This is a genomic window from Paenibacillus amylolyticus, assembly GCF_036894225.1.
Lineage (GTDB): Bacteria > Bacillota > Bacilli > Paenibacillales > Paenibacillaceae > Paenibacillus > Paenibacillus amylolyticus.
In genome coordinates this window covers 3916370-3929189 of the sequence record NZ_CP145892.1, presented here as the reverse complement: position 1 = coordinate 3929189, position 12820 = coordinate 3916370, and the positions used below count along the sequence as shown (strand labels likewise).

The window sequence follows — 12820 nt, the reverse complement described above, 5'->3', positions numbered from 1 at the left end:
GGATTAGATAAAAGACAAAACATAGATGAATCGTAGTGCGATGATATCATACTCGTTATGAGGTTGGAGGGAAAAGAGGGGGATTTGCATTTGCGATATAGAAATAAAGCACAGGGTTAATAGCCCATATTGCTAATTGAGACAATGATCGAGTCATGGAAATAAAAAACCACTGCTCATCTAATTTGATGTGCAATGGTTTTATTTTGTATTTGACTATTTGTTTATATGTGAACCTCAGATATATCCACTTACTCTGTACGCAGCTTTGGTGCAGCATCGGCCGCAGTTGATGATCTTTCCTGCTGTCTGGAGATGGCGAAGAGTGCCACCCAGATCAGAATAAAACCAAGCAATTGCTCCCATGTAATCAGTGTACGGAAAGCAATCCAGTTCACCAACACACCCGCCATCGGGAAGCTAAGCTCCGCGAGAGTTGCAACAGAGGCTTTGGTTGACGACAGACCTTTGTAATACAACAGAAGACTGAGCAGTCCTGGTAACAATGCCTGACCGAGAATGTTGAGGATGACAGCGGTCTGTTCACCCGTTCCGGACGGAAACGTCCATGCCGCACCTTCGTTCCACGTCATAAAGATCAGGAGCGGGAGAGCAACGACAAAGCGCAGGGAGGTGACGGTTTCGTAACGCGCCTGACCCAGCATCAATCGTCCCATAACGGTTGAACCTCCCCATAAGGCAGCAGCCCCAAGGGATAACAAGCTTCCAGCATGAATCCAGTTGTCCCAGTTACCTAATGGCAATGTGAAGCCAAATGTAAGCAGGTACGTTCCTGCTAATGCTATGAAGAACAATCCACCGAAGCGACGAGGCAACGTTTCTTTCAATAACAGTTTAGCCAGCACGATAGCGAAGAGTGGTTGCATTTTTTGCAATAAAAGCACCGTATTCGGATCGTTATGTGTTAGTGCCATGGTGAACAATACCGTTGCGAGTGCTGATCCTCCCCATGAGATAAAAATCACGGCAATCCAGTGGCGAGCGCGCAGGTTTTTCAGGTCAGCTCGAAATTTCCACAGTACGGGAATGGCAATAAGACTGACGATGATATGTTCCACCAGTACAATCTGCGTGGATGTCATCGTGTTTAGCAAAATAATGCGGAAGAGTGGGTCGACACCCCATAAAGCGGCGCCGAGAACTACAAGCCAGAATCCGGTATTACTTCGTTCCTTGCGGTAAACCGTTGATGCTGCTGATGTCTTTTCCATATTCAGGACTCCTTCGTCAGAACACGGAATCTTCAGTTGGCAAAATCGACAAAAGCCCCCGTTTTGGTATATACCAAATAAACGGGGGCTCATCCAAGGACATGCGTCAGGAAAGAGGCCTTCCCGTGAACGGCATGTCAATGTGTTGATCTTCTCTCATCCGGACTGTACCGTCGGCCTTGGATTCACACCAAGTCAGTCGCTGAATGTCCTTCGTTAAGAACAATTAGCGAGTCGCGGGCTGGTTCCGAAGAACATCACCGCCGGTTGGGAATTGCACCCTACCCCGAAGATCCTATTCAATTATATAGTGTGTTGAACAAGCTGTAACATTAATAAGTTCATCTTATTCCTGTAAGCGCTAGCAGTTCAAGCATTTTTTTTAGAAAACGATTTTCCAGCTTCCTTGCTGTCTGCGAAGGAGCACGATCTGGCCTGCGTGATACACATCATGGAGTACCCAGCGAGCCAGTTCGTGTGCCCATTTCTCTTCGGAGTCCATATATGCGGCTTCAAGATCAGACTCTTGTAGTGCAGCTAATTGATCTCGCAACTGCTGGGCTAATCGAGTTGTACCTTGCATCAGTGTATTCCAACCAGCTGCATCCGTTGCATCTCCCGGATTCCCAAATGTGTATTCATTGGAGTCTACAGCAGGAAGGGTAGGCTCCTTACCTTGCATGCGACATAATAAGCGATGGTTGTAATAATACATATGGTTAACCAACTGCCAGATGCTTAATCCCCCTGAGGGTGGAATCCAGGCTGCTTGTTCTGCTGTAAGGCCCTCCAAGGATTTCGACAAAGGTACAATCCAATTACATTGATCCCAAGTATCATCCTTTTGAATAAGTAACACATCTAGTGCTGTTGTGTTCGTCATTGCCTTTTCCTCCTTGCGTATAATTGTGATAGGTGATGTAACTAGCTAAAACTGATTAATGAGGTTACACTTAATATAACACATCAAAGATGAGTTGTAACCTTCTTTGTTTAATTAGATGGTTACATAAACGGAGGTATATATGGACAGATTATGGACCGATTTTGTAAACAGCGATTATCACGATTGGCGTGGGGGAGATCGATCGGAGGACAGACTCGGGAAGGCGAGCTGGCAGCGAGATTTTCTGGAACGATGGCAACTTAACGCTGCTGTCCCTGCATCTCCAGAAGATGAGTTGTCGATGAGAAATTTCAGGAATGAATTGATAGCTCTTGGAGCCCGCTTGTCTTCAGGAGCATCATTAACGGATATAGAAAAACAATGGTTGAACGACGTTATGGAAGCAGGGCATGTGAGAAGAAGATTGAATACAATTGATCAGGAACTGAAACTCCAACTGGTAGCTGTGGAAGCTCATTGGCATCAGGTTATGGCTGAAGTAGCTGCTGATTTTGCTTTGACTTTGGTGGAGGGAGAAGGGGGCAGGATTCGGATCTGTGATAATTCGGATTGTCGCTGGATGTTCTATGATGATACCCGAAGCAGAACACAGAAGTACTGTGATGATAAGATGTGTGGCAATCTGATGAAGGTTAGAAGATTTCGGGCGAAACGCAAATCCCAAAATTGATAAATACTAACAATAACTATATAATGTATATATACTAGCGAAAAAATAGTCAGAAGCAGTACGGATTCGTAAGCAGGATGTGATCGTCTTTCAAACCAAAATAGATGGGAGATGTTTCTTGTGCGGACAAGTTATCTGTTGAAAAATGGCTGTGTGTTGTCGATGGATGCTAAAGTTGGACAGTATAAGAGGGCGGACGTTCTGATTCAGGATTCACTGATCATGGCGGTTCAGCCCGACCTCGATATTCCGGATGCGGAGATCATTGATGCTTCATCGATGATTATTATACCTGGGCTGGTGGACACGCATCGGCATATGTGGGAATCACTTGTCAAAACAGCTGGAACCAACTGGTCGTTACCAGTTTATTTGCAAAATCTCTATTATGGTGCGATGGGAAGCAAGCTCCGCCCACAAGATAGTTATATTGCCAATCTGCTCGGTTCCTTGGAAGCGCTTAACGCAGGAGTGACGACAGTAATGGATTGGAGCATGCCATATTCCCCTGACCATACGGATGAACTGATTCGTGGACTTCAGGATGCTGGCATTCGGGCGGTATTTGCTCACGGAGTACCTGGTGAGACGGACTACTGGAATCGGGATAGTCAACTCACATATTCGAATAATGATGTGAGAAGAGTCAAAGAACGTTATTTTTCATCACGGGATCAATTGCTTACTTATGGGCTTGCCATTCGTGGTCCGGAGTTCAGTCATTGGGATACAACCGTGAAAGAGATCGAGCTAGCACAAGAACTGGATGCGATCTGTTCCATGCATGCCGGATTTGGCAGTTGGGGATCTGTGGATCGCTCGATCAGTCACTTGTACGAAGCGGGACTGTTAAGTCCACGGGTGAATATCGTTCATGGTAACACCATGGGCATGGATGAATACAAAATGCTGGCAGATAGCGGCGCTTCCTTGTCGGTCACACCTGAGGTTGAAATGATGATGGGGCATGGATATCCGGCCACCGGCTATTTTCTTGAACATGGAGGAACACCTACACTTGGTGTAGATGTAGTGACGTCTACAGGCGGAGATATGTTCTCGCAGATGAAGTTTGCACTTCAAGCTGAACGATCCAGAGCCAATGAACAACTTTTGCAGCAGGGTGAGATGCCTGGTGAGTTGAACTTGCAGTCCAGCCAAGTACTGAGATTTGCAACTTCAGCTGGTGCCCAAGCGTTGGGATTGGAGCAGAAGGTGGGTACGTTGACCCCAGGGAAAGAAGCGGATCTGATCATGATTCGTACCACCGATCTGAATATGTTCCCCGTTCATGATCCAATCGGCGCTGTTGTGCAATTTGCCAATCCATCCAACGTGGATACGGTCTTTGTGGCAGGTAGACTCGTGAAGAGAGAGGGTAAGCTGTTGAATGTTGATCTGGATGCGATTCGTCATGCGGCGATGCAGAGCAAAGATTATTTGTTAACCCAATACAGGATGTCAGATGCAGAGAGAATTGCTTTCTCATAATTTACTTTTTCATAAAAACCTGAAATGAAGTCAGTTCGTATTTTTATATACACCTCTACCTATAGTAAAAAATAAAGGGCCGCATAATGATATGTGGCTCTTTTACATGCCTTCATATCGTGGAATTAGACAGGATAAGGTAGGAAGGGACAGCGAAAAAAGACGAAAAGAGCTCTCTTTTTCTTAACTTCATATAACAAGGTATATAAGATGTTTTTTACGGAAAAATAGGCTCATAAAAACTGCGCATAATATAAATTATACGCAGTTTTGTTTTAAATCCATTTTCATATTCATCCACGTGCAACAGATCATGATAAATTTCGCGGAAAAAGAACAAAATAAGTGATCCACAAAAATAAATTTAACCAAGCAACGCGATAACGTGTAGAATTCGATAGGTTTTTATAGGTGATCGATAAGATAGAACAAATGACTTTTTCATAGAACAGATGGGAAGCCATCCAATCGCTGCTACATCCATAGCACATTCAAGATTCATGACGAGAGGAACATGACTATGCGTGAGAACAAACAACGATCTTCATTATTTCGTAAAAAACCAATTGCCTCAGCGGGTGATAACAGCAGTGCATTGAAACGGGCGCTCGGTCCGTTGGACTTAACCACACTTGGCGTAGGTGCCATTATCGGCACAGGGATTTTTGTGCTGACCGGTGTAGCTGCCGCAACGTATGCTGGCCCTGGCCTTGTACTGTCATTTTTACTGGCAGGTATCATATGTGCATTCGCAGCATTGTGTTACTCGGAATTTGCATCAAGCATACCGGCATCGGGTAGTGCGTACACGTATAGTTATACGGCTTTTGGCGAAGTGATTGCCTGGATTTTGGGATGGGATCTGATATTGGAGTATGGATTCGCAAGTGCGGCGGTAGCCAGTGGGTGGTCAGGATATTTCCAGACGTTATTGTCCGGATTCGGATTGGAGTTACCTCATGCGCTTACGAGTGCGTTCAGCCCGGAAAAAGGGACTTATTTTGACATCACGGCTGCGGTCATAACGTTAATTATTACTTTCCTGCTTACCCGAGGAGTGAAGGAAGCTGCTCGTGCGAACGGTATCATGGTAGCGATTAAAATTATTGTTGTGCTGATCTTTATTGGTGTTGGTGTCTTTTATGTGGAGCCAACCAACTGGCAGCCATTTTTGCCTTTTGGTATCTCAGGTGTAACAGCTGGAGCAGCAACCGTATTTTTTGCTTACATCGGATTTGATGCGGTCTCCACAGCGGCAGAAGAAGTTAAGCAGCCACAGCGGGATTTGCCGATTGGAATTATTGCGTCACTGGCAATCTGTACCGTTCTCTACATTGTTGTATCGTTGATCCTCACTGGGATTGTGCCTTATAACATGTTGAATGTAAGTGATCCGGTTGCGTTTGCATTTGAATTTGTTCAATTGAAGGGATTGTCCTGGATTGTATCTCTTGGAGCGATTGCCGGCATTACGACCGTATTGCTGGTCATGATGTATGGTCAGACACGTTTGCTCTATTCCATGTCTCGTGATGGACTACTGTCTCCGGTCTTCTCCAAGGTTAGTGGCAAGAGTCAGACACCAGCGGTAGGAACATGGGTTGCAGGCATTATCGTGGCTCTTTTCTCCGGGTTCATCTCGTTGGGACATTTGGCGGAGCTTACGAACATCGGAACGTTGTTTGCTTTTGCAGTTGTAAGTCTGGGCATTATTGTGTTGCGTAAAAATAACCCTGATCTCAAACGCGGATTCCGCGTTCCACTTGTGCCACTGATTCCGATTCTGAGTGCATTGGGTTGTGTATACTTAATGACACGCCTTGCAGCGCTGACATGGATTACGTTTTTTGCTTGGTTGATCATCGGATTAATTATCTACTTTGCGTATGGAAGGCATTACAGTCATCTGAATCCGGCACGCCGGATCTCGAGTGCTTTCAGAGCAAAGGATAAATAGATTAGTCGAGAACGTTTTTAACAGAGTACATCTTCATTTTTCCTCATTTCGTATCGCTTAGGCGAAGCGGGATGGGGATTTTTTTATATAGAAAGATAAAGGAAGATAACAGCAGGGGAAGGTTGGGATTTTCTTCATATATGGGTAAGTAATTAGGGACGTGACGAACTTAATCACGGGGGCGGGGTTGCGGCTAAGCCAAATATGAAATATATTTGGGGATGTGACATGCCATCAGACATAAGAGAGGGGATGTATCATGAACACACCATTACATACGAATTCAGATCATCAAAAAGCAGCTTTTGGATTTGCACTAGCTGACTCATCCGTACTTGCAGAGGCGCAATTAATTGTTTCACAATTAGGACGTGAAGACGGATTGCAGTTGGATATTGATCCGCAGCGCCTTCTGAAGGATGGACGTAAGGTATCTGTCATTGCACAACAGTTGGACTCACCGGTCAATCGTCAGGATGCCAATATCATCTATGGTCAGGAGCTGGCATACGTGCAGTATGCTGTTAACCTGAAACCGGATAGCTCAATCTCCATTGCATCTATTGAAGGCGTTGTACAGTCTGTTAATCTTGGTTGGTCAGTATTTACAGAGGGGGAATACGAACTTCGAATCTCCCTGCATATGAAAACACCTCGTATTGCTGAAGGTACACTCGAACCTGAACAACTTGCAATGGTTAAGTATGCGCAAGTTATCACCGTATATATATCGCTTTTCCCGGCAGAAGCAGCGTCGTTGAGTTCACCAACTCAAGTTGTGTGGAGCAGAAACCATCATGTGTTTGACTCCTATGGCAGAGGGGGATTTATTCTCGCTGACCTGCCTCGACTCGCTGAACGTGTAGAGGAACTGATGGGACCGGGGAACCATAATCTGATCGAACAATTTGCGGAAGGGGAACTGTCGGATACGTTGCTGGAAGAGGGGCTGATGGCAATTGCCTGGGGCGTGACTCCGTGGTGTTATTCACTCTATTCTGCACCAGATGAGCAGTCTGCTCGAATACTCGCCGTGGACAAGCTGGGCGATGAACCTGAACGGCAAGGGATCTACCGTATTGATCCGTCCATTCAGCAGTTAAGTATCGTACCTGCGAATGAGCTGGCTTATTGGCCTGGCTGTGTTCAGAACGATTGGCCTGTCATTGATGTGGCGGGTGAAGGCGAGACGTTGCACATGAATTTGTATACTCAGATCTGTGAATCCGTGAATGGGTTGCACGAGAATCCATTGCCATCGTTTGTACTTACTCGCAGTCAAGGCAAACCCGAAGCGATCATTCCGCTAATTGACGTTGTCATTGTGGATGAAGCGTAGAGCACTGTTCAACTTATAAAGAACCGAATCGAGGTGACGTAGACAGATGATGACCGAGGAGATTCAGGAGCAATATGCGGACGAGCTAGAAGCTTTTTACATATGGATGAAGGACGCCGGATATACAGGCCATACGGTAAAATCATACACCGGTGACGTGGTGGAATTCCTGGTCTCCATTCAAGGAAAGTCACTGGAGCAGGTCAAAAAGCTGCATGTGTTGTCTTTTCTGTCCCGTGCCCGGGAGCGTGGGGTTAGTGATGCCACGAGAAATCGCAAACATGCGGCGGTGAACTGTTTTTACAAGTCCCTCATTGAACTCGAATTGTTAACCAATAATCCGGCGTTTGGGATCAAAAAATCCAAAACCGAGAAAAACCGTGCGCCCGTTTTCCTTGATGAAAGTGGGCTGACACGTTTTCTGGAGTCGGTAGAAGGCAAGTATCGTACACGTAATCTGGCTGTTTTTCTATTGATGGGGTATATGGGATTACGGGTTGGAGAAGTGCATGCGTTGGATTGCAAAGACTATAATGCGGAGCGGCGTACATTAGATGTATTTGGTAAAGGTCGTAAATGGCGCTCACTCCCTGTACCGGAGACTGTGGCAAAAGTATTATCTCAAGCGATGGCTGAGCGTCTCGATCCTTGGCGGCCAAAAGAGGAAGCACTATTTGTCTCGCAGAAAGGGAAGAGACTGTCGATTCGCAGCATCCAGCTCATATCTACAGAAACCTTTGAACGTTTCCAGCAGGAATCACCAGCCAATCAACGTCAAAACTACTCCAGTCATAAGCTGCGTCACTCGTTCGCGACCATGATGTTACGGCGTGGAGCCGACTTGCGTACGGTACAGGAACTGCTTGGTCATGCATCGATTCAAACAACAACCGTGTACACACACGTCACCAGTAGGGAGAAAGAAGAGGCTATGGCTCTGCTGGACGTTAAACTTCCGTCATATTAGAAGAAAAAAGCCAATAATTAATCCAAAAAGGAGTCTGTCCAAGTACAGGCTTTTTTTGTTATTGATTTGGATGGTGGAGATTTAAACATAATTAATATTATGTAAACTAATATCTGAAATCTAAATAGGCCTATAATAGAAATCAAACAAAAGAACCATTCGCCTCTTCTCTTTAGAAGAAACAAATGGCCCTTTTGGCTAAGACAGATATCTTAATTTACAACTTTTAACGTGCTGAATCGTTCACGATATGAATGATTGCGCGATTGAATTACTCGAGTCCAGCGATCTGTTCTTTTAATTTGTTAGCAGAAGCCTGGAAAGCCACTTTTTCGGTTTCATTCAACGGAAGAGGCAGAATTTCGCGCACACCGTTGCGATCTACGACACAAGGAACGCCCAGATAAACATCCGATACACCATTGTAGTCTTCAAGGTACGTGGATACGTTCAGAACGGAGCCTTCGTTGCCGAGAATTGCAGCTACAATGCGGTCCAGAGCAAGGGCGATTGCATAGGAAGTCGCTCCTTTGGCATTAATAATCTCATACGCTGCATTTTTGGTACTGTCGAAGATATCCTGTTGTGTTTCTTCATCCAATTCCAGATCTGTTCCTGCAACGTTAGCCAGGCTCCATACCGGTACTTCGGAATCTCCATGCTCACCAATAATGTGTGCGTGAATACTACGCGGGTCGATCCCTTTATTTTTACCAATCAGGTAACGGAAACGTGCGCTATCGAGCAATGTACCTGAACCGATGACACGGGAAGCAGGCCATCCACTTTGTTTCCATGAAGTATAGGACAAAATATCTACAGGATTGGTTGCAATCAGCAAAATACCATGAGAATTCACTTCAGTAATACGCTCGATAATATCTTTGAAAATGCTTGCATTTTTCTTCAGCAGATCAATCCGGGTTTCGCCCGGCTTCTGGGAAGCACCGGCTGTAATAATAATGATATCTGCATCTTTGCAGTCGGAATAATCGCCAGCCCATACTTTCACTCCTCCCGTAAATGGAAGACCGTGGTTCATATCCAGCATTTCGCCGGTTGCTTTATCATGATTCACATCCACAAATACCAACTCGGACGAACGCTGTCTCAACATTAGCGTGTATCCCGTTGTTGTTCCCACCGCACCCATGCCTACAATCACGACACGACTTGGTTTCAGAGCTGCACTATTTGTCATGTTCATATCATCTCCTTTTTGGGTTATACTCCCATCCATATTAAGGGATTAGAGAATATAAAGCGAGTGTTGTCTATAAAATAGTTCACATTTCATGTCTTTTTACCAATTATTCCGTCGAAAAACAGTTTAGGATGAAATTAATGGCAATAAATGTGCGACCTATAGCCCAGAGTATGAGCTGGAAAAAGGGAGCGGGCCAACCATGAGTGGCCAATGAGCCTTTTACATAAGGTTTGTGGTAGAATAGGAGCAGTGGATTCTGATGAATCGTAAATAAAACGCCATAGGACAGGCATGCGCGCCTGTATATTGGATGAGAGAGGTGGAACCCACTTGCGTTCGCAATGGATTAAAATCGCGCAGACAGCATTGCTGTCTATAGGTATAGCAGCTGTATTGGCTGCATGCACCGACTCAGATCAACCTCCGGTAGCAGAACCTCCGCAGCAGCAGGAGGACGCCGGGAATACAGGGCAGACATTAACTGTCGTTCCCCCTGTGAACAGTACAGAATCTGCAGATATGGCCAAGTACCAAATACAGACCCGTTTGACCGATTTTCAGTTGCTCAATGACAACGGAGGATTGGCGTGGGGTGTGACGCGGAATGCGCTGCGTCTGTACTACACTCAGGATCAGGGAAAGACCTGGACCAATATTTCACCTTCGGAAAATGTACAATTTCCGGCTAACCCTAAATATGGACAAAGCATTTATTTTGTAGATCGTGCACATGGTTGGATTGTTCGTGAAGGCATGGGTGGAACAGATACCATGGTGCTTCGCACCAACAATGGGGGCGTAACTTGGAGCCTGTCTTCTCTGTCCAAAACGGATAAAGTGACTGCGATCTCATTTGTATCTCCTGAAAAAGGCTGGATTCTCACCACGGTTGATACCGCTATTGGTAAACAGGACAAGAAACTTTACTTCACCGAGGACGGTGGAATCACTTGGAACCGCATGTCATCCAGTGATGAAGACGGCAAACAGGAAGCAGAAGAGATTTCCAAACGTGGATACACAACGGGGATGACTTTCTCGGATCCAAAGCATGGTTTCTTAACAGCGCTTGAGTTCGGTACACCGAAGTTGTATGTAACATCAGACGGCGGAGAGAACTGGGATACTGGACCATCCTTTTTTGATCGAAAAAAATTCAACGGGTGTGGTAATTTCAGTGTTAGTTCACCACAATTTTTTGGACGTGAAGCGCAGTCAGCCTGGATATCAATGTCCTGTTCCCAAGGGGAGAGCACGACATTCAATGGATTCTTCACAACAGATGGAGGAAAGAGCTGGAAGCTGTCGAATTTCACTTTGAATAAACAAACGGGTGCGAATCGTAACCTTTCACCGGTATTTCTGAACGCTTTAGAAGGTTGGGCGATGCAAAAGGGCATAACCTACTACACCAAGGATGCGGGCAAAACATGGAGCGCTCTTCCTGCAAGTAGTGTACTGGAGAAAATTCTCGAAGACTATCCTGAGATTGTGAAGATGCAGATGGTTACCTCCAAGCTTGGTTGGATACTGGTTGAAAATACAGATGCCAAAAGATCGTTGTTATTGCAAACGGTGGACGGCGGTGTACATTGGAAAGTGCTTTAATAGTAAGGTGTTACAGATGTGAATAGATAGGGAAAAGTTGAGGAGCCTGAGGGTTCCTTTCTTTTTTTGTTTAGTTTGTGAAATAAATCACAAATAAATCCACTAGAAGGTGATATATTTAACTCAACAAGAGAAGGAGTGATGAAGATGAGAACCAACGGTCAAACTCAATTCACGCAGGCGGATGAATTAACCAGATATATGCTTCAATTATGCTACACATGTGACGATGCGAATCGTTGTACCACAGAGGAAGCAGTGAAGGCTTGCATGGCAGAACACGCACAGGCAGACCAGCCCGAACCAGCCGAAGGTGAAGATGTAACTCGCGGGTTTATGGATCTAATGTACGCATAGGCTTATGATTCACGGATCATTCACAGAGAACGCTCCTGCGGGAGGGTTCTTTTTGATTTGGAGAGAAATGTATACGCTCTAAATTCACTTCGCAAATATTGTAGCATGGGTTATTATAGAAATAATTAAGGTGAATCACTCAAAATGTGGATTTTTTTATTGACTTTATCTGAAAGAGAAAGGGCATGAAATTGTAGAAAGGACTAAACTATGAACATTCAAGATCTTCCAATTGAAATAAAAGAACATATAGGGGAAGTCCAGAAAATCACTTTTCCTAAGCAAGGTCATACTTCTACTGTGGCTATACTGGATACGTTTGATCAAAAGTACATCATCAAGAAAACAGAAAACGATCTTTATAATGAATGGTTATCCGATGAATATAAGGTGCTCCAATACCTTTACCATACGGGACTCCCTGTTCCAAAGGTATATTCATTTCATATTGAGGACACATCGAGATGGCTTCTGATGGATTACATTGATGGAATAAGTTTAAGAGAATTTCTCTCTAAGATGCCTGACCTCCAAAGTAAAGAAAAAGCGATTTTTAACTTTGGGCTTTGTTTAAAGAAAATACATGAATGCTCTTGTCCTGTTGAATTATTGAACAATAACACTCCTTGGTTAGATACAATGCTTAATAAAGCAGAATATAATCTAACTCACTTTGCTGTAGACGGCTCAGCAGAACTACTTCAACAGTTGAAAGAAGGAAGACCAAAACCAATAGAGAACACTTTCATCCATGGAGATTTTACTATAGATAATGTGCTAGTTAATGATTGCAATATTGTTGGAGTTATTGACTGGGCAGGAGCAGCTTATGGCGACCCAAGATATGATGTAGCATTAGCCATTAGACCGAAACATAATGCGTTTGACAATGAAAGAGATAGAGAAATATTTTATAAAGGGTATGGAAAGTTTAGAATAACGGATGAAGAATATAATTATTTTGAAGACGGGATATATAACTTCTTTTAGTCTGGCTAAAAATCATGTTCTTTCAGATTAAAAAATGTTCCGTTTCAGTCATTTGACTCTTGATCTGTTGAATGCATAGAGAGGTAAGTTCACAC

At 44.4% G+C, this 12820-nt stretch carries 11 protein-coding genes and 1 riboswitch; of the genes, 8 read left to right on the top strand and 3 right to left on the bottom strand.

All coding sequences use genetic code 11. The features are described 5' to 3' along the window. Positions 1-251: 251 nt before the first annotated feature. Together V6668_RS17410 and V6668_RS17405 are read right to left on the bottom strand one after the other, a co-directional pair. A complete protein-coding gene (locus V6668_RS17410; RefSeq protein ID WP_253509061.1) occupies positions 252-1232 on the bottom strand; it encodes a DMT family transporter in 981 nt (326 codons plus the stop codon). A gap of 144 nt (positions 1233-1376) precedes the next feature. Next, a riboswitch (FMN riboswitch) is annotated at positions 1377-1530 on the bottom strand. Positions 1531-1614: 84 nt separating this feature from the next. Then, on the bottom strand, positions 1615-2115 hold the full coding sequence (locus tag V6668_RS17405) for a DinB family protein (RefSeq protein WP_338706269.1): 501 nt from the start codon (positions 2113-2115) through the stop codon (positions 1615-1617). A 142-nt stretch (positions 2116-2257) separates the two neighbouring features. Between V6668_RS17405 and V6668_RS17400 the strand changes: the two genes are divergently transcribed. The 5 genes from V6668_RS17400 (at position 2258) to V6668_RS17380 (ending at position 8563) form a co-directional block, all read left to right on the top strand. Continuing rightward, positions 2258-2809 (top strand): CGNR zinc finger domain-containing protein, encoded by a 552-nt coding sequence (locus tag V6668_RS17400; protein ID WP_338706268.1) that lies wholly within the window; start codon positions 2258-2260, stop codon positions 2807-2809. Between the two features lie 120 nt (positions 2810-2929). Further along, positions 2930-4300: an amidohydrolase family protein gene (locus V6668_RS17395; protein ID WP_422395218.1), complete on the top strand. Its 1371-nt coding sequence runs from the start codon at positions 2930-2932 to the stop codon at positions 4298-4300. 520 nt (positions 4301-4820) lie between these two features. Next, positions 4821-6257: an amino acid permease gene (locus V6668_RS17390; protein WP_338706266.1), complete on the top strand. Its 1437-nt coding sequence runs from the start codon at positions 4821-4823 to the stop codon at positions 6255-6257. A 259-nt stretch (positions 6258-6516) separates the two neighbouring features. Further along, positions 6517-7596: a hypothetical protein gene (locus V6668_RS17385; RefSeq protein WP_338706265.1), complete on the top strand. Its 1080-nt coding sequence runs from the start codon at positions 6517-6519 to the stop codon at positions 7594-7596. 46 nt (positions 7597-7642) lie between these two features. Then, the gene (locus V6668_RS17380) at positions 7643-8563 is read left to right on the top strand and encodes a tyrosine-type recombinase/integrase (protein ID WP_338706264.1); all 921 of its coding nucleotides are present in this window, start codon (positions 7643-7645) and stop codon (positions 8561-8563) included. 271 nt (positions 8564-8834) lie between these two features. On the opposite strand, the gene V6668_RS17375 is transcribed toward V6668_RS17380, so the two are convergent. Further along, a complete protein-coding gene (locus tag V6668_RS17375; protein WP_338706263.1) occupies positions 8835-9764 on the bottom strand; it encodes an L-lactate dehydrogenase in 930 nt (309 codons plus the stop codon). 336 nt (positions 9765-10100) lie between these two features. On the opposite strand from V6668_RS17375, the gene V6668_RS17370 reads away from it, so the two are divergent. From V6668_RS17370 to V6668_RS17360, 3 genes are all read left to right on the top strand, one after another. Continuing rightward, on the top strand, positions 10101-11378 hold the full coding sequence (locus tag V6668_RS17370) for a WD40/YVTN/BNR-like repeat-containing protein (protein ID WP_338706262.1): 1278 nt from the start codon (positions 10101-10103) through the stop codon (positions 11376-11378). Between the two features lie 147 nt (positions 11379-11525). Then, a complete protein-coding gene (locus V6668_RS17365) occupies positions 11526-11735 on the top strand; it encodes a hypothetical protein (RefSeq protein ID WP_338706261.1) in 210 nt (69 codons plus the stop codon). Between the two features lie 210 nt (positions 11736-11945). Beyond that, a complete protein-coding gene (locus tag V6668_RS17360; protein WP_338706260.1) occupies positions 11946-12725 on the top strand; it encodes a phosphotransferase family protein in 780 nt (259 codons plus the stop codon). Positions 12726-12820: the final 95 nt, after the last annotated feature.